The sequence below is a fragment of the Micromonospora sp. NPDC003816 genome (assembly GCF_042874705.1).
Taxonomy (GTDB): Bacteria; Actinomycetota; Actinomycetes; order Mycobacteriales; family Micromonosporaceae; genus Micromonospora.
This window is the reverse complement of record NZ_JBIANP010000010.1, coordinates 13,899-29,972: the sequence shown is the minus strand read 5'-3', so window position 1 is coordinate 29,972 and position 16,074 is coordinate 13,899. Positions and strand designations below refer to the sequence as shown.

At 73.4% G+C, this 16,074-nt stretch carries 17 protein-coding genes; 7 read left to right on the top strand and 10 right to left on the bottom strand.

Translation table 11 applies throughout. The features are described from left to right. Positions 1 to 84: 84 nt before the first annotated feature. From ACFYTT_RS25140 to ACFYTT_RS25120, 5 genes are all read right to left on the bottom strand, one after another. Positions 85 to 747 carry a hypothetical protein gene (locus ACFYTT_RS25140; RefSeq protein WP_131057139.1) on the bottom strand — a complete coding sequence of 221 codons (663 nt, stop codon included), beginning with the start codon at positions 745 to 747 and terminating at the stop codon, positions 85 to 87. Beyond that, entirely contained in the window at positions 744 to 3,413 is a 2,670-nt protein-coding gene (locus tag ACFYTT_RS25135; RefSeq protein WP_387262774.1) for an FtsK/SpoIIIE domain-containing protein, read from the bottom strand. Before ACFYTT_RS25135 ends, ACFYTT_RS25140 begins: the two co-directional genes overlap by 4 nt. Next, on the bottom strand, positions 3,406 to 4,425 hold the full coding sequence (locus ACFYTT_RS25130) for a hypothetical protein (RefSeq protein ID WP_387262772.1): 1,020 nt from the start codon (positions 4,423 to 4,425) through the stop codon (positions 3,406 to 3,408). The genes ACFYTT_RS25135 and ACFYTT_RS25130 overlap by 8 nt, the downstream gene beginning before the upstream one ends. A gap of 8 nt (positions 4,426 to 4,433) precedes the next feature. Next, entirely contained in the window at positions 4,434 to 4,694 is a 261-nt protein-coding gene (locus tag ACFYTT_RS25125; protein WP_131053345.1) for a hypothetical protein, read from the bottom strand. Between the two features lie 173 nt (positions 4,695 to 4,867). After that, positions 4,868 to 5,245: a hypothetical protein gene (locus tag ACFYTT_RS25120; protein ID WP_357217229.1), complete on the bottom strand. Its 378-nt coding sequence runs from the start codon at positions 5,243 to 5,245 to the stop codon at positions 4,868 to 4,870. 147 nt (positions 5,246 to 5,392) lie between these two features. On the opposite strand from ACFYTT_RS25120, the gene ACFYTT_RS25115 reads away from it, so the two are divergent. The 3 genes from ACFYTT_RS25115 to ACFYTT_RS25105 are packed head-to-tail and all read left to right on the top strand — an operon-like array spanning position 5,393 to position 8,489. After that, on the top strand, positions 5,393 to 7,948 hold the full coding sequence (locus tag ACFYTT_RS25115; RefSeq protein WP_131053343.1) for an ATP-dependent Clp protease ATP-binding subunit: 2,556 nt from the start codon (positions 5,393 to 5,395) through the stop codon (positions 7,946 to 7,948). Between the two features lie 26 nt (positions 7,949 to 7,974). Next, positions 7,975 to 8,139, top strand: a complete 165-nt coding sequence (locus ACFYTT_RS25110) for a hypothetical protein (protein WP_162854358.1) — start codon at positions 7,975 to 7,977, stop codon at positions 8,137 to 8,139. Then, positions 8,139 to 8,489: a DUF3140 domain-containing protein gene (locus ACFYTT_RS25105; RefSeq protein ID WP_176094330.1), complete on the top strand. Its 351-nt coding sequence runs from the start codon at positions 8,139 to 8,141 to the stop codon at positions 8,487 to 8,489. Before ACFYTT_RS25110 ends, ACFYTT_RS25105 begins: the two co-directional genes overlap by 1 nt. A 134-nt stretch (positions 8,490 to 8,623) precedes the next feature. Here ACFYTT_RS25105 and ACFYTT_RS25100 read toward each other — a convergent pair whose 3' ends face one another. The 3 genes from ACFYTT_RS25100 to ACFYTT_RS25090 all read right to left on the bottom strand — a co-directional run bounded on the left by ACFYTT_RS25100 (position 8,624) and on the right by ACFYTT_RS25090 (position 10,573). Beyond that, positions 8,624 to 8,860 (bottom strand): hypothetical protein, encoded by a 237-nt coding sequence (locus ACFYTT_RS25100; RefSeq protein WP_131053341.1) that lies wholly within the window; start codon positions 8,858 to 8,860, stop codon positions 8,624 to 8,626. A 40-nt stretch (positions 8,861 to 8,900) separates the two neighbouring features. Continuing rightward, positions 8,901 to 9,896: a LysR family transcriptional regulator gene (locus ACFYTT_RS25095; RefSeq protein ID WP_131053340.1), complete on the bottom strand. Its 996-nt coding sequence runs from the start codon at positions 9,894 to 9,896 to the stop codon at positions 8,901 to 8,903. A 77-nt stretch (positions 9,897 to 9,973) separates the two neighbouring features. Then, positions 9,974 to 10,573: a hemerythrin domain-containing protein gene (locus ACFYTT_RS25090; RefSeq protein ID WP_131053339.1), complete on the bottom strand. Its 600-nt coding sequence runs from the start codon at positions 10,571 to 10,573 to the stop codon at positions 9,974 to 9,976. 108 nt (positions 10,574 to 10,681) lie between these two features. Here ACFYTT_RS25090 and ACFYTT_RS25085 point away from each other — a divergent pair, with 108 nt between their 5' ends. Together ACFYTT_RS25085 and ACFYTT_RS25080 are read left to right on the top strand one after the other, a co-directional pair. Continuing rightward, positions 10,682 to 12,010, top strand: a complete 1,329-nt coding sequence (locus ACFYTT_RS25085; protein WP_176094329.1) for a M20/M25/M40 family metallo-hydrolase — start codon at positions 10,682 to 10,684, stop codon at positions 12,008 to 12,010. 20 nt (positions 12,011 to 12,030) lie between these two features. Then, positions 12,031 to 12,684, top strand: coding sequence for a hypothetical protein (locus tag ACFYTT_RS25080; RefSeq protein ID WP_131053337.1), 654 nt, complete (start codon positions 12,031 to 12,033; stop codon positions 12,682 to 12,684). A gap of 78 nt (positions 12,685 to 12,762) precedes the next feature. Here ACFYTT_RS25080 and ACFYTT_RS25075 read toward each other — a convergent pair whose 3' ends face one another. Both ACFYTT_RS25075 and ACFYTT_RS25070 read right to left on the bottom strand, forming a co-directional pair. Further along, positions 12,763 to 12,957 (bottom strand): DUF5703 family protein, encoded by a 195-nt coding sequence (locus tag ACFYTT_RS25075; protein WP_131053336.1) that lies wholly within the window; start codon positions 12,955 to 12,957, stop codon positions 12,763 to 12,765. Between the two features lie 58 nt (positions 12,958 to 13,015). Beyond that, positions 13,016 to 13,987 carry an aldo/keto reductase gene (locus ACFYTT_RS25070; RefSeq protein WP_131053335.1) on the bottom strand — a complete coding sequence of 324 codons (972 nt, stop codon included), beginning with the start codon at positions 13,985 to 13,987 and terminating at the stop codon, positions 13,016 to 13,018. 147 nt (positions 13,988 to 14,134) lie between these two features. On the opposite strand from ACFYTT_RS25070, the gene ACFYTT_RS25065 reads away from it, so the two are divergent. Further along, entirely contained in the window at positions 14,135 to 15,187 is a 1,053-nt protein-coding gene (locus tag ACFYTT_RS25065; protein WP_131053334.1) for an LLM class F420-dependent oxidoreductase, read from the top strand. Then, entirely contained in the window at positions 15,184 to 16,020 is an 837-nt protein-coding gene (locus ACFYTT_RS25060) for an undecaprenyl-diphosphate phosphatase (RefSeq protein ID WP_131053333.1), read from the top strand. The genes ACFYTT_RS25065 and ACFYTT_RS25060 overlap by 4 nt, the downstream gene beginning before the upstream one ends. The last annotated feature ends 54 nt before the right edge of the window (positions 16,021 to 16,074 follow it).

Here is a 16,074-nt window from a genome sequence, read left to right as displayed (position 1 = left end):
GCCCTGTCGGGTCCGTGCCGGGCCCGGGTGCGGCGATGAGGGCAGCGGGCCAGGTCACGGCGCGGCGGACGGACGTCGGCCGACTCAGGTCACGATCAGCAGGAGCAGCGTGGTGACCAGGCCGGCGGCCACCACCACGATCACCGGGCGTGGGCTCAGCACCGCGTGCCGCCGGTCGGCGATCACGCGGGCCGGCACCAGCCCGATCACCGGGCCGAGCAGCGTCACCACCAGCGCCAGCACCGGCAGACCCACGGACAGCTCACCGTCGGCCCGCCCGCCCAGCGCGCGGGCACCCGCCCCCAGCGCGTACGCGAGCACCCCGCCGACCACCCCGCAGAGCGCCAGCAGCGGGTTCACGCTGTTCGGCAGCTCGCCCGGCTGGCGGGTGCGGCGCAGCAGGTCCCGCGCGGCGTCCAGCAGCGGCATCGGATCGCCGGTGGCGTCCTGCGTCGGCGCCGGGGGTGTGCCCGCCCGCCGCCCGCCGCCACCCAGCCGGCTGTTCAGCTCCTGCCACAGCATCGCCGTCTCGGAGTCCACCAGATCCTGGGACTCGCGGGCCGCGGCCAGTTCCCGCTCGGCCCGGTTGACCTCGTCGGCGGACTCGGCCACCGCCCGGTCGGCCGCCGCGCACTGCTGGGCGTACCAGGCGTTCGCCTCGGCGCGTTGTTCCTGCACCCGCGCGGTCAGCTCGGCGAGCCGCCGCAGCTGGGCGGCGTAGGTCTCGCTGGTCACCGGTTCGTTCATCGGGCCGGTCCGTAGGGAATGATGGTCTGCCCGGTGCGGTGCACCGCCCGGTCGAAGAAGAGTCCCCGCCACGGCCGGGGATACCAGTCCGGTCCGCCGCTGCCGGGGTACAACGGCCCGCTCAGGTCCCCGCCGTGGGTGTCCAGGGCAACCCAGGCACCGATCTGGTCGGTGCGGGCGCCGGTGCCACCCAGGTCGACCTTCATCCGCGCCACCCCCCGCCACCAGGCGAGCACGTGGGTACGCCGCTCCGGGCCGTCGTGCAGGATCCGGCGCAGGTGTTCCAGCCCGGTGGATCTGCCGGCCCGCGCGGCGAGCGCGCCCGAGGCCGCGTCGACGGCGAAGAGCAGCAGGTAGTGCGGCCCGCCCCCGCTGCCCGGCCCACCGAGCCCCTCGGCGGTCTCGGCCATCAGCTCGGCCACCGTCTCCTCGTCGTACCAGGCGGCGTCGTCGGCGAGGTCCTCGTAGAGCGCCCTGGCCGCCGGGTCGGCGTCCGGATCCAGGCAGGCGATGGAGAACCGGGCGGTGCCGGGCCGGTGCTGCCGGGCCAGCGAGCGGGCCGCCGCGTCCAGCACCGCACACGCCTCGTCGATCCGGGTACCCAGCACCGCCAGGTTGCGGCCCGGTGCACGGGGCAGCCGCAGCGCCGCCGACCGGGCCTGCACGTCGATGATCTCGCCGAGCAGCGCGACCGGGCCGCGCGGCGTACCCGCCTCCGGCGGGGTCAGCGCCCGGAAGTCCGGTGCCTCGGCCAGTCGGGGGATCGCGTCACCGTCGAAGAGACGGGCCGGTGCCGCCTCGGCCGGGCGCATCCGCCACAGCCGGTGCTGCAACTCGCTCCAGGTCTCCCACTCGCTGGCCGACGGGATCCGGGCCACCTCGTTGCCCTCCGGCAGCCCCGACTCGGCGTTGACCACCGCGTGGAACTTCGGCAGTGACTGCGCGGCGTCGTTGCGTTCGGCGAGGATGCGCAGCGCCTTGGGCAGCGCGATGCGCAGGGTGAACTGGGCGACCAGCGCCGGACGGCCCCACAGTGCCTCGATGCCGCGTACGTCCTGCGACGCCAGCACCAGGTGGATGCCCTGCGAGCGGCCCCGCCGGGCCAGGTCCTCCAGCAGGTCGGCCGCCTCCCGGGCCACCGCGTCCCGGCCCGCCAGCAGCATCTGGAACTCGTCGACCACCGCGACGATCCGGGGCCAGTGCCCGGTCGGGTCCACCGCGCGGAGTTCGGCCAGCTTGGTGACCTCGTGCTTCTTCGCCGCGTCGGCGCGTCGGCGCAGCTCCTCGGCGAGGAAGCGCAGCAACGCCAGGCCGAACTCACGGTCGGTGTTGACGTTGATGCCGACCAGACGCATGTGCGGCAGCCAGCTCGGGTCCCGCCGTCCCTTGGCGAACCGGGCGAAGGACACCCCCTCCTTGAAGTCCAGGAGATAGAACTCCAGTTCGGCGGGGGAGTAGCGGGCGGCGAGCGCGCCGATCCAGGCGAAGATCAGATTGGTCTTGCCGGTGCCGGACGGGCCACCGATCAACGCGTGCGGCGGGTAGTCGCCGAGGGTCAGCAGCACCGGTCTGCCCTGCGGTCCCTCGCCGATCGGGGCGGTCAACCCGGTCGCCGAGTCCTCCCGCCACATCTGCTCCGGCGGCGGCAACAGATCGGTGAAGGGGGTGGGTGCCGGGCCGGCGCTGACCACCGAGGCGATCTGCCGGCAGGTCTCGGTGACCAGGGTGGCCGGCGGCGGCGGGTCGAGGCGTACCGGCAGGGTGCCGACCCGGGCGCCGTCGGCGGTGACCACGATCCGGGTCAGCGCCGCGTCGTCGGGCAGCGGCACCCCGCGCACGATCAGGTGGACGCCGCAGGCCACCCCGGCGCGTACCACCCGGTCGAGCTGGCCGCGCTCGTGCCGGGACAGTTCGTCGCCGCCGAGCAACACCGCCACCCGCCACGGCTCCGGCCGCCGTCCGGTCGCGGCGGCCAGTTCGCGCAGCGAGGCGTGCTCACCGGCGAGCACCGTCTCGTTGATCCGGCGGATCTGCTCCACCAGGTCGTCGAGCAACCGGCCCAGGCCACCCGGGCCGACGAAGGTGAGCAGCCCGGCGGTGCCCAGCGGGGCGAACCCGGCGAGCCCGCCGCCGAGCTGGTCCGGGTCGTAGCCGACCACCCGGACGGTGCCGGGCGCGGCCCGGCCAAGGCTGCGCAGCAGCAGTGCCGACACCACCGCGGCGCAGCCGTCCGGATCGCCGTCGAGCGCGACGTGCCCGCCGTCGAGCAGCGACACCAGCGCCGGCACCGGCTCGGTGTCGGGCAGCCGGACGGTGCCCACGCGGGTGGCGCCCGGCGGCTCGCCCCGGGTGGCGGGGGTGGGTCGCCACCCCGGCCAGTCCGCCGACCCGGCACCCGGTGCCTCCCGGGTCGCCGCCTCGGCGGCCCGCCGGGCCAGGGCGGCCAGCCGCGAGGCGTGCCGGGCGTCGATCTCGGCGAGCCGCTTGTCCCGTTCGGCACCCACCCGTTCCGGTACGCCGACCGCCGCGCGCCGGACGCGTACCGCCCGGTCGCGGGCGGCGGCCAGCGTCGTCTGGGCCGTGGCGGACCGGGTGCGGGACGCGCCGAGTGCCTCGGCGAGCAGTTCCCGGACCCGGGCGACCAGCTGGCTGCGCCGGTCAGCCATCGACACCGTGTCCCGGTCGGCGCGGACCCGCCCCGCCGAACGGCCGCGCGCCGGGTGTGCCCGCGCCCGAACCGCCCTTCGCGGTGGTGCGGGGTGCGTCGCCGGCGTGAGGAGGGGACCCCTTTACTACCTGAGGCGTTAACAGGGGGCCCTTCCTTTCATCGCCGTCGGCGGGCAGGTCGCGGCCGAGTCGGTCGAGCAGGACGCCGGTGAGCACCCCGGCGGTGACCGCCGGGTCGGCGGCGTGCGGCTGCTCGTCCTCGCCCCGACGCGGCGGAGGCATCCGGCAGACCCGGGTCAGCAGCGTGTCCAGCACCGGGGCGGGCAGGCCGGGCAGCAGGTCCCGGACCCGGCCGTCCAGCTCGCGCCGCAGCCGGGACAGGTCGTCGCCGCGCGGCGGATGGCCGAGCAGCTCGGCGGCGAGGTCGCGCAGCATCGGCGGGGCCACCGCGGCCAGCCCCAGGCCGACGTCGGCGTGCGCGCCGCGCAGGTCACGGTGCAGCCGGTCGCGGTCGCCGGAGCGGACCCCGCGAACCACCCGGCGCAGCAGTTCCTGGGAGTCGGCGATGCGCTCGTCGGGTTCCTCGGCCGGGCCCTCGCGGCCGCCGGTCAGCTCCGCCACACGCACCGACCACCAGCGGCGCAGCCGCACCTCACCGGCGGCCTCCGGGGCGTCGGCCACCGGCTCGGCGGCCCGGGGGGCGTCGTGGGCCGGGCGACGCTCCTGGTCACCGACCGGCGGCGGCGCGGCACCGTCGGGGGCCAGCCCGATCGCGGCCAGGTACGCGGTGAGCTGCTCCTGGGCGACGCGCAGCGCGTACCCGGCGGTCTCGGCGTGCTCGGTCGCGGCGGAGAGCTCCGGCACGCCCAACGGGTTGGCCGACTCCTGCCGCACCCAGCGCAGCCGTTCGGTGGCCAGCCCGAACTTCTCCAGCGCCTGCCCGAGCAGTCCCATGGGCAGGTCCTCGGCAGCGGCCCGGACCTGTGCGCCGACGTCCTCGACGATGGACACGCCCGCCCCTACAGCGTCGCGACGTACTGCTGGGCCTGCTCGACCGCGACGAGCGTCGCGGCGAGGCACTCCTCCAACTCCTGGCTGGCCTGCGTCAACGACGCCTGAGCCGCCTCGACGGTGGTGTGGCCGCTGCCCTCCAGGGCGCCCGCCAGCGTCTGTTGCGCCTCGGCCAGTTTCTCGCCGGCGGCCTGCACGGCGCTCTGGCCGTCACCGATCTGCTGAAGCGCGACATCGATGGCTGCCTTGAGCTCGGCGACGCTCGCCACGCGGAACCTCCTGGGGGCGGGGAGGACTCCATTAGAGCCTATGCCGGTCGGGGGACGAACATACCCTGTCAGTGTTGCTGCCCTACTGACCGGTTGTCGACCGCAGGCGCGGCGAGTCCGATTCGTGGGACCCGAGGTCGGAGGGTCACGCAGGGCGACCGGCGCCCGCCCGGTCAGCCGCGCAGCCAGCGGGGGCCGTACACCTCCGCGCCGAGCGCGGTCACCCGGTCCCGCAGCGCCCGATCGGCGGTGACCACCACCCGGCGCCGTTGACCGGCCTCGGCGACCAGCTCGACCACGGCGTCGTCGCCGGAGCCGTCGGCCGCGACCACCCGGACCCCGTCGACGCCGGGTACGTCCCGCGCGGCGCCCTCCACCACCAGCACCACCTCGACCGGTGGGGACACCTCCGGCGGTACGCCGCGTCCGCCCACCGGGGCCAGCGTGTCCCGTAGTCGGGCGGTGGCGCCGGCCCGGTCCCGCCACCAGCCGTCCGGGCGGGACCCGACGACGTTGGCGGCGTCCACGATCAGCAGCGGGGTCGACTCCATCCGCCCACCCTGCCATCCACCCGACCGCCCTGCGGTGCGGCACGCCCGACCGGGTGCCGTCCCGGCCGGTGCCCGTCGGTGGCGTTTGTCCGGCCTGGGGCCGGGTAGCCCGTGCCGACCGTCTCGCGCCGACCGCGGAGGACAGAGATGATGGGACCCGGCGACTTCGGCTCCGACCCGTGGGACGAGTTCCTGGCGCGGTACTTCGGTCGGGGCGAGGGCGGGCGACGCCCCGCGCACCGGGTCGACATCACCCGGCTGATGACCGCCGACGCCCGGGAGATGCTCGCCGACGCGGCACGCCGGGCCGCCCAGAAGCAGAGCAGCGACCTGGACACCGACCACCTGCTGTGGGCGGCGTTGCAACGCGAGCCGCTGCGGGACCTGGTCCGCCGGGCCGGCGCGGACCCGGACACCCTGCTCAACGCGCTGGGTGGACGTGCCGACGGCGCCCCGCAGGGCGACGTGCCACCCAACCTGTCGCTCACCCCGGCGGCGAAACGGGCGCTGCTCGACGCCCACCAGCTCTCCCGGGCGATGGGGGCGAACTACATCGGCCCCGAGCACATCCTGATGGCGTTGCCGCTCAACCCGGAGTCGCCGGCCGGCCGGATGCTCGCCGCCGGGCGGATCCAGCCGGAGTCGTTGCAGGCCGCCAACGCCGAACGCGGACCGATGACCAACCCGCGCCCGGACCGGGGCACGCCCACCCTCGACCAGTACGGCCAGGACCTCACCGACCTGGCCCGCAACGACCAGATCGACCCGGTGATCGGGCGTGCCGACGAGATCGAGCAGGCGGTGGAGATCCTGTCCCGGCGGACCAAGAACAACCCGGTCCTGATCGGCGAGGCGGGCGTCGGCAAGACCGCGATCGTGGAGGGCCTGGCCGAACGGATCTGCGACGGCGACGTGCCGCAGACCCTGCTCGGCAAGCGGGTCGTCCAGCTCGACCTGGCCGGGCTGGTCGCCGGCACCCGTTATCGGGGCGACTTCGAGGAACGCCTGAAGAAGGTGATCGACGAGATCCGGGCGCACCGCGACGAGCTGATCATCTTCCTGGACGAGATCCACACCCTGGTCGGCGCGGGCGGCGCCGGCAGCGAGGGCGGGATGGACGCGTCCAACATGCTCAAGCCCGCCCTGGCGCGGGGCGAGTTGCGGGTGATCGGCGCGACCACGCTGGACGAGTACCGCCGCAGCATCGAGAAGGACGCCGCGCTGGCCCGACGGTTCCAGCCGGTCTTCGTGCCGGAGCCCACCGTCGAGGACACCGTCTCCATCCTGCGCGGGCTGCGGGACCGCTACGAGGCCCACCACCAGGTGCGGTTCACCGACGAGGCGCTGGTCACCGCCACCGAGCTGTCCGACCGGTACGTCACCGACCGCTTCCTGCCGGACAAGGCGATCGACCTGATCGACCAGGCCGGCGCGCGCGTCCGGTTGCGGACCCGCACCCCCGCCGCCGACGTCCGCGACCTGGAGCAGCAGCTCGAGGAGGTACGCCGGGACAAGGAGCAGGCCGTCGCCGACGAACAGTACGAGCGCGCCTCCACGCTGCGCGACCGGGTCTCCGACCTGGAACGGCAGGTGCAGCGCGCCCGGGGTGAGGACGGCTCCGACAACCAGGTGCCCGAGGTGGGGCCGGACGAGATCGCCGAGGTGGTCTCCCGGGCCACCGGCATCCCGGCCAGCCAGCTCACCGAGGAGGAACGGGACCGGCTGCTGCGCCTGGAGGGCCAACTGCACGAGAAGGTCGTCGGGCAGGACGACGCCGTCGGGGCGGTCGCCGAGGCGGTGCGCCGCTCCCGGACCGGGCTGGCCGACCCGAACCGGCCGATGGGCAGTTTCCTGTTCCTCGGTCCCACCGGCGTGGGCAAGACCGAACTGGGGCGGGCCCTGGCCGAGGCGCTGTTCGGTGAGGCCGACCGGATGGTCCGGGTGGACATGAGCGAGTTCCAGGAACGGCACACGGTCAGCCGGTTGGTCGGTGCCCCGCCCGGCTACGTCGGGTACGAGGAGGCCGGTCAGCTCACCGAGGCGGTGCGCCGCCGCCCGTACGCGGTGGTGCTGCTGGACGAGATCGAGAAGGCCCACCCCGACGTGTTCAACATCCTGTTGCAGGTGCTGGACGACGGACGGCTCACCGACAGCCAGGGGCGCACGGTCAACTTCAAGAACACCGTCCTGATCATGACGAGCAACCTGGGCTCGGAGCTGATCACCGGCAGCCAACGGTCGGTCGGCTTCGGGTCGGGCGCGCCCGGCAGCGAACAGGAGAGCGACGAGCTGCGGGAGCGGCTGATGCGTCGGCTCCAGGAGAACTTCCGGCCGGAGTTCCTCAACCGCATCGACGAGGTGATCATCTTCCGCCGGTTGGAGGCCGAGCAGTTGCGGCAGATCACCGGACTGCTGCTGGAGGAGACCCGGCGGCGGCTACACGCCCAGGACATCGAGGTGGACTTCACCACCGCCGGAGTGGACTGGCTGGCCGAGCACGGCTACCAGCCGGAGTTCGGCGCCCGCCCGCTGCGCCGGGTGATCCAGCGGGAGGTGGACAACCACCTGTCCCGGATGCTGCTGGAGCAGCAGCTCTCGCCCGGGCAGCGGGTCACCGTGGACGCCCGGGACGGCCGGCTCGTCTTCGACGTGGCCGCCGGCGCACGCGGGCACGCCACCGCCTCCACCACCCACCCCCGCTGACGCAGACGACCGGAGAGGGGCAGGCGATGACGGAACCGGACGAGGCCCGGGACGACGAACGCAGCGACCCGATCCTGGCGCCGCCGACCGCCAACCCGAGCCGGGTGCAGGTGCCGGCGGAGGGGCTGGGCGGGCAGACCGACGAGGGGCATCCGGACGACGCCGGGTCGCGGCCCGGAGAGGAGGCGTGATGGTACGCGAGCAGCGGCTCGACCCCGAGGTGGAGGTGCTCTGGGAGGACTTCCACGCCGAGGTCAACGTGCCCTCCGAACAGCTTCGGCAGTGGCTGCTGACCCGGGGCTCCGGCGAGGAGGCGTTCGGCCCGGACCCGGACCTGAACCTGCCCGAGCCGGGCCGGCAGATCCTCGCCGTGCTGCGCAAACGCAAGGTGGACCTGACACCCGAGGACGTCGGGGTGATGCGGGAGGCGGTCGAACGGATCCGGTCGCTGACCGCAGAGAAGCCGCGCCGGGGCAACGCCGACGACGAGTGGCGGCACTCCCTGCTCGACCTCGGGCACGACGTGCTCGTCGAACGCTGAACCGCGCCCGCTCGCACCGGCGCCTGCGGTGCAAGGAGGGGTCCCCTGCTAACGCCTCGTGTATAGCAGGGGACCCCTCCTTGCACGCGGCACCGCCGGCCGGGCCGTACGGTCACGCCCGGCCCGGCCGACGGCTACTCGCTCTCCAGACTGCCGATGGTCAGGCCGACGGCCTCACCGGCGGCCTGCCGCTCGGCGCGGGTCTGCTCCTCACGGGTGATCAGGTTGGCGTACTCGGCCAGGTCCGCCGGGTCGGGCACCTCCGGCACCCGGCGCAGGAACGCTTCCACCTCCCGAACGGCGGCGGTGTGCGCGGCGGCGGCCCGGCGCAGCACCTCACGGTCGTCGGCGGCGGGATAGAGGTCGGTCATGCCCGCCGCTTACCCGCCGTCGGCCGGTTCGCACCCGCCCTCAGGCGCTTCGCAGTCCCCGGTCCGCCGTCGCCGCCGTCCGGCGTACCCCGAAGGCCGGATTGCCGAGCAGCCAGGCCAGGTACGCCGGATGCGGCGCCAGCGCGTCCGTGTACGCCACCAGCGCCGTCTCCAGCACCAGTTCGGCCATCCGGGCGGCGGGGGACTCCGGGTGCCAGCCCAGCATCAGTCGCCAGCGCAGCGGAGTGCCGACCAGCCGCCGGGTCACCAGGCCCGCCACCGGCCGGAACGTGGCCTGGCACAACGCCACCGCCTCCCCGGCGTCCACCAGGTCGATGCAGCCGCGGACGTCGGCCTCGTACAGCTTGCGCGGGGTGAAGCCGGCCCGGGCGCAGGCGGCGGCGAAACAGTCGCCGAAGCACCCGTCGCCCGGTGCGGCCACCCACTGCTCGTGCCGCAGCTCGGCCAGCGCCACCTCGCTGCGGCCGGCCAGCGGATGGGTCTCCGGCAGCAGCACCATCACCGGGTCGACGGCCACCTCCCGCCAGCTCAGTCCGTAGTCCGCCGACGGGGTGGAGTCGCCGCAGACCCCGGTCAACGCGTAGTCCAACCGTCCGCCCGCGACCAGTTGCGCCAGCTCGTCGACCGACCAGGACGCGTACGTGGTGATCTGGGCCTGTGGTTGCTCGGCGGCGAGCCGGTGCACCAGCCGGCCCAGGATCGGGCTGTTCACCCCGCCGAAGCGGTAGCGGCGCGGGGCGTCGACCGCCCCGGCGAGCCGCGCCGCCTCGTCCTGGAGCCCCTTCATCGCCGGCAGCAGCACCCGCGCCCGGGCGAGCACCAGCTCACCGAGTGCGGTGGGTCGGGCGCCGCGCCGGTCCCGTTCGAACAGCGGCCCGCCGAGGGTCCGTTCGATGCGCTGGAGCTGGGCGGTCAACGCCGGCTGCGCCAGCCCGAGCGTGGAGGCCGCCTTCGTCACGCTGCCCGTCTCGGCGATCGCACAGACCACCCGCAGGTGCCGCAACTCCAGATTCATAGCGTGACGGTAGGGCCACGGAGCATCCGGCGGAAGGGCCCGGACGGATCAACGACCATGAACATGTCGCTGGTGACTCAGCGTGGCGGCGGCTCCGCGACCTCGCTCAGTTGGGTGTGACGGCCGGTGACCGCGTCCCGGAACTTGTCGACCAGCGCCACCGCCGGCTCGACGATGCGGTTCCACGGGGGAGTGTGCGGGATCCCCGGGTGCGGGCGGGTCGGCGCGGCCTCCTCGGCGATCTCCAACCGGTTGCCGAGCCGGATCAGCTCCTCCTCGGTGGCCGCCGCGCAGAGCCGCTGCACCAGGGCGTCGACCGCCGTCACGTGCGCGTCGAGCAGATCGGCCACCATCGGCAGGCGGTCGTCGTCCAGCCCGCGCAACGCCATCAGCAGCGCGGCGTCACCGGCCAGGACGTCGGCGACCGGCTGGTTGACGTCGCCCAACGCCTGCCGGATGGCGGGCAGCAGGCACTGCTCCTCAGCCGCCAGGTGCCGGGAGAGCGCCGCGACCAGGATCTCCCGGCCGTGCGCGGGATCCGGGCCGGGCTCGACCAGTCGCCGGGTCAGGCTCAGCAGCTGCTGGTGTTCGTCGGCGATGGTGGCGGCGATGCTCTGCCCGGCGGGCTGGTAACCGTCGCCGGTCGACGGTGGCAGCGGCGGCAGGTGGACGGACACGGTCCCTCCTCGGGCTGGGCAGGCGGAGCGCCGATGATATGGCACTCGGACGCGCGCGCAGTACCCGCACTCACCCGGGCGGAAACCGCAGGCTGGTATGAAGGGGCGATGACGAGCGACGCGCACCCCGCCTTCCCCGCGCCGACCGACGAGGTCGTCGACCTCTGCCGGGACCTGTTGCGCATCGACACCACCAACACCGGCGAGAACGCGACCAGCGTCGGAGAGCGCCTCGCCGCCGAGTACGTCGCCGAGAAGCTGGCCGAGGTCGGCATCACCCCCGAGATCCACGAGTCCGCCCCCGGGCGGGCCAACGTGATCGCCCGGATCCCCGGCGCCGACCCGAGCCGGGGCGCGCTGCTGGTGCACGGCCACCTGGACGTGGTGCCGGCCGACGCCGACGAGTGGTCGGTGCACCCCTTCTCCGGCGAGCTGCGCGACGGCTACCTGTGGGGCCGGGGCGCCATCGACATGAAGGACTTCGACGCGATGGTGCTCGCCGTGGTCCGCCACTGGCAGCGCACCGGCGTCCGCCCGCCGCGCGACATCGTGCTCGCGTACACCGCCGACGAGGAGGCCGGCAGCGAGTACGGCGCGCACTACCTCGTCACCCGGCACCGGGAGCTGTTCGACGGGTGCACCGAGGGTATCGGCGAGGTCGGCGGCTTCTCGTACACGGTGGACGAGTCGCAGCGGCTCTATCTGATCGAGACCGCGCAGAAGGGCATCGACTGGCTGCGGCTGCACGCCAAGGGGCGGCCCGGGCACGGCTCGATGGTGCACGACGACAACGCGGTGACCGCGCTGGCCGAGGCGGTGGCCCGGATCGGTCGGCACCGCTTCCCGGTGGTGGTCACCGACACCGTGCGGGCCTTCCTGGAGGAGGTCTCCGAGGTGCTCGGCATCGAGCTGGACCCGGACGACCCGGAGACCGCCATCGCCAAGCTCGGCCCGATCGCGAACATCATCGGCGCCACCATCCGCAACACCGCCAACCCGACGCGGCTCGCCGCCGGCTACAAGGACAACGTCATCCCCGGCCGGGCCAGCGCCACCATCGACTGCCGCAGCCTGCCCGGCCAGTCCGAGCTGCTGGAACGGCAGCTGCGCGAGCTGGTCGGCCCGGACATCGCCATCGAGTACGTGCAACGCCAGCCCGCCCTGGAGACCACCTTCGACGGCGACCTGGTCGAGGCGATGTCCGCCGCGCTGCGCGCCGAGGACCCGGGAGCCCGGCCGGTGCCGTACATGCTCTCCGGCGGTACGGACGCGAAGGCGTTCGCGCAGATCGGCGTCCGGTGTTTCGGGTTCGCGCCGCTGCGACTGCCGGCCGACCTGAACTTCTCCGCGCTGTTCCATGGCATCGACGAGCGGGTACCGGTGGACGGACTACAGTTCGGCGTGCGGGTTCTCGACCGGTTCCTGCGCACCAGTTAGTAACGTGAGAGGGACGCCTCATGACCGACCAGCACGGTGAGCTGGAAGCCGCACTCGAGCGCGTGATCGAAGCGGCCCGCCACCACCTGGCCGCCGTCCGCGCCGCCGAGGGCCGGATCGACGACGACGACGTCTGGCAGGCGTACGTCGGGTTGAACAACGCGTCGTACGCCTACGACGAGCAACTCATGGACGCCTTCGGCGAGGTGACCCCGTGGGACGTCGAGTCGATCGACCCGAACGAGGCCGACCAGCGTTTCGGTGGCGCCGAAGGTGTGGAGCCGACCGACCCGCACCCGCAGGTGATCTCGGTACGCCAGCGCCGCGACTACCGTGTGCCCAGCGTCTCCGCGCTGATCCGGGTGGCCGAGGCGGCCCGCCGCGAGGGCGCCCCCGGCGAGGACCAGGTGCCGCCGGTGGAGGGTGTCGGCGAGGCGGTGCTGGAGCTGCTGCAGAGCGGTGACGGGTCGCTCGGCGCCCTCGACGTGCCGGAGCTGGAGCCGCTCGACGGCGTGGTCATGGTCAGCGAGGTCGGCACCCCGGTCGACCTGGAGTCGTTCGACGACGACGACCCGGTGGGCCCGTTCCAGCCGGCGGCCGACGACCGGCTGGTCGGCCGGCTCGACGAGCACCCGTTCATGGAGCTCGGCGACGAGCACGACCACGTGCACTGACGTCGACCCGGGCGGTGGTGGGTACGTCTGTTGTCGCCGCAGCGGCAACAGATCTACCCACCGCCGGGTGGGGACGGGTCAGTAGGAGAGGCCGGGCTGCGGGGAGCCGTTGGCCACGCGGCGGCGCAGCACCACCTGGCGGGTGCCGTCGCGGTACAACTGCACCCGGGCCAGCTCCCACCCGCTGAACTCGGCCTGGATCGCCAGTTGCGCGGCGGCGGCCAACCGGTCGACGTTCGGCGGTAGGCGCAGCGGCGCGTACTCGTAGTCCATGGGCCCTATGCTGCCCATTCGGAGCCGCCGTGCGCCACCCTCCGGGCAGTTCGGCGGGTCACCCGTCGCGTTCGGGGTAGCCGACCTCCAGGGCCGAGACGTCGTCCAGCGCCGTGGTGATCTCCTCGGGCAGGGTCATCCGCTCCACCTGGAGGGCGCCGAGCAGTTGCCCGGACGTCCGGGCGCCGAGGATCGGCGCGGTCACGCCGGGCCGGTCCCGGATCCAGGCCAGCGCCACCTCCAACGGGGAGACCCCGAGGCCACCGGCGGCGGTGGCGACCGCCTCCACGATGCTGGAGCAGCGCGGCTCCAGGTAGGTGGAGACGAAACGCTCGAAATGGGGCGACACCGCCCGCGAGTCCGCCGGCCGGCCGTGCCGGTACTTGCCGGTGAGCACCCCACGACCCAGGGGTGACCACGGCAGCACGCCCAGACCGAGCGCCTCGCAGGCAGGCAGCACCTCGCGCTCGACCCCGCGTTCCAGCAGGGAGTACTCCACCTGCGCGGCGACCACCGGGGCACGTCCGGGCCAGGCCGTCTGCCAGGCCGCCGCCCGGGCGGTCTGCCAGCCGGAGAAGTTCGACACGCCGACGTAGCGGACCCGGCCGCTGGCCACCGCGTGGTCGAGCGCGGCCAGGGTCTCCTCCAGCGGGGTGGCCGGGTCGTAGCCGTGCACCTGGAAAAGGTCGACGTGGTCGGTGCCCAGCCGTCGCAACGAGGCGTCGAGCGTGCGCAGCAGGTGCCCCCGGGAGCCGTCGCGACGGCGGGGGCCACCCGGACGCAACCCCGCCTTGGTGGCGATGAGCAGCTCGTCGCGGGGCACCAGACCACCCAGCAGCGAGCCGATCACCGACTCGGCGTCGCCGTCGCCGTACACGTCGGCGGTGTCGATCAGGTTGCCACCCGCGTCGAGGTAACTCTTCAGTTGCGCAGCGGCGTCGTCGGCGTCGGTGTCCCGGCCCCAGGTCATGGTGCCGAGCGCGAGCCGGGAAACCGCCAGCCCGCTTCGGCCGAGCGGTCGCTGTTGCATGGGTGAACCTTATTTCGAACGAGGGCCGAACCGATATCCTCGCTCCCGTCGAGTCTGCCCAGACGCATGGCGATTCGGGTGAGCCGGTGATCGTCGCTTCCGGCGGCATTGCGTAACCTGATGCGACTGCGGATGGGGGAGGACTCTGTGCGACTCGGGCTAAACCTCGGATACCAGACAGCCTGGAGCACGCCGGCGGATCATCTGGCCATGGCTCAGGAGGCGGACCGACTCGGCTACTCGGTGGTGTGGGCGGCGGAGGCGTACGGCTCCGACTCGCCGAGCATGCTCTCCTGGATGGCCGGACAGACCGAGCGGATAGACATCGGCAGCGCGGTGATGCAGATCCCGGCCCGTACGCCCGCGATGACCGCGATGACCGCGGCGACCCTCGACGCGCTCTCCGGCGGCCGCTTCCGGCTCGGCCTGGGCGTCTCCGGCCCGCAGGTCTCCGAGGGCTGGCACGGCGTACGGTTCGGCAAGCCGCTGGCCCGGACCCGGGAGTACGTGGACATCGTGAAGCTGGCGGTGGCCCGCAAGGAGGTCGCCTACGACGGCGAGTTCTACCAGCTTCCGCTGCCCGACGGTCCCGGCAAGGCGCTGCGGCTGGGTTTCCATCCGCCGCGTGAGCACATCCCGATCTACCTCGCCGCCGTCGGTCCGAAGAACCTGGAGCTGGCCGGCGAGATCGCCGACGGCTGGCTGGCCGTCTTCTACGCCCCCGAGTTCGCCGAGGAGCAACTCGCGGCGGTACGCGCCGGCCGGGCCAAGGTCGGCAAGGAGCTGGCCGGCTTCGACGTGGTGCCCTCCGTGCCGGTCGTGGTCGGCGACGACGTCGACTCCTGCGCTCAGCTGGTGCGCTGGTATGCCGCCCTCTACGTGGGCGGGATGGGCAGCCGCCAGCAGAACTTCTACAACCAGTTGGCGACCCGGATGGGGTACGGCGACGCCGCCCGGGAGGTGCAGGACCTCTACCTGGCCAAGCGGCAGCGCGACGCGGCGGCCGCGGTGCCGCTGGAGTTCATCGACCGGACCTCGCTGCTCGGCCCCAAGGAGCGGATCGCCGAGCGGATGCGCCAGTACGCCGAGTCCGGCGTCACCACCCTGTCGATCACCCTGTTCGCCGGCGACCGGGACAGCGGGGTGCAGACCCTGCGTACCGTCGCCGAGGCGCTGGAACTCTCGGGAGTCGGGGAGTGACCTGGATCGAAGCCATCGTCCTGGGCATCGTCCAGGGCCTGACCGAGTTCCTTCCGGTCAGCTCGTCGGGGCACCTGCGGATCACCTCGGCGATCTTCTTCGACCGTGACGCAGGGGCGTCGTTCACCGCGGTCACCCAGCTCGGCACCGAAGCGGCCGTGCTGCTCTACTTCGCCAAGGACATCTGGCGCATCGGCCGTACCTGGACGGTCGGGATCTGGGACAAGTCCGTACGCTCCAGCCTCGACTACCGGATGGGCTGGTACGTCATCGTCGGCTCGATCCCGATCGGGGCGCTCGGTTTCCTGTTCAAGGACCAGATCCGGGAGACCGCCCGGAACCTGTGGGTGGTGGCCACCACCCTGATCGTGTTCGCGTTCGTGCTCGCCTTCGCCGAGTACTGGGGTCGGCAGACCCGGACGTTGAAGGACTTCCGGATGCGCGACGGTGTGGTGATGGGCTTCGCCCAGGCGATGGCGCTGATCCCCGGCGTGTCCCGGTCCGGTGCGACGTTGACCTTCGGCCTGTTCCTCAACCTGACCCGGGAGACGGCGGCCCGCTACTCGTTCCTGCTGGCCATCCCGGCCGTGGTGATGTCCGGGATCTTCAGCCTCGGGGACGTCTTCGAACCGGCGGCCCCGGGCACCTCGGCGCCCACCGTCGCGCAGATGGTGGTCGCCACGCTCATCGCCTTCGTCGTCGGGTACGCGGCCATCGCCTGGCTGCTGCGGTTCGTCGCCCACCACACCCTGTACGTCTTCGTGCTCTACCGGGTGGCGGTCGGCACGCTGGTGTTCGCCCTGCTGCTCACCGGCACCATCAGCGCCACCTGAGACCCTGGGTTGGATGTAAGGAAGGGCCCCCTGCTATCGCCTGGTGCATAGCAG

Excerpts from the sequence above, each read along its gene's own strand:
- ACFYTT_RS25120 (WP_357217229.1), bottom strand. The coding sequence starts at position 5,245 with ATGGAGTCGACCCCGCTGCTGATCGTGGACGCCGCCAACGTCGTCGGG.
- ACFYTT_RS25070 (WP_131053335.1), bottom strand. The coding sequence starts at position 13,987 with ATGCAACAGCGACCGCTCGGCCGAAGCGGGCTGGCGGTTTCCCGGCTC.
- ACFYTT_RS25115 (WP_131053343.1), top strand. The coding sequence starts at position 5,393 with ATGATGGGACCCGGCGACTTCGGCTCCGACCCGTGGGACGAGTTCCTG.
- ACFYTT_RS25075 (WP_131053336.1), bottom strand. The coding sequence starts at position 12,957 with ATGGACTACGAGTACGCGCCGCTGCGCCTACCGCCGAACGTCGACCGG.
- ACFYTT_RS25140 (WP_131057139.1), bottom strand. The coding sequence starts at position 747 with ATGAACGAACCGGTGACCAGCGAGACCTACGCCGCCCAGCTGCGGCGG.
- ACFYTT_RS25080 (WP_131053337.1), top strand. The coding sequence starts at position 12,031 with ATGACCGACCAGCACGGTGAGCTGGAAGCCGCACTCGAGCGCGTGATC.
- ACFYTT_RS25085 (WP_176094329.1), top strand. The coding sequence starts at position 10,682 with ATGACGAGCGACGCGCACCCCGCCTTCCCCGCGCCGACCGACGAGGTC.
- ACFYTT_RS25110 (WP_162854358.1), top strand. The coding sequence starts at position 7,975 with ATGACGGAACCGGACGAGGCCCGGGACGACGAACGCAGCGACCCGATC.
- ACFYTT_RS25100 (WP_131053341.1), bottom strand. The coding sequence starts at position 8,860 with ATGACCGACCTCTATCCCGCCGCCGACGACCGTGAGGTGCTGCGCCGG.
- ACFYTT_RS25135 (WP_387262774.1), bottom strand. The coding sequence starts at position 3,413 with ATGGCTGACCGGCGCAGCCAGCTGGTCGCCCGGGTCCGGGAACTGCTC.
- ACFYTT_RS25105 (WP_176094330.1), top strand. The coding sequence starts at position 8,139 with ATGGTACGCGAGCAGCGGCTCGACCCCGAGGTGGAGGTGCTCTGGGAG.
- ACFYTT_RS25095 (WP_131053340.1), bottom strand. The coding sequence starts at position 9,896 with ATGAATCTGGAGTTGCGGCACCTGCGGGTGGTCTGTGCGATCGCCGAG.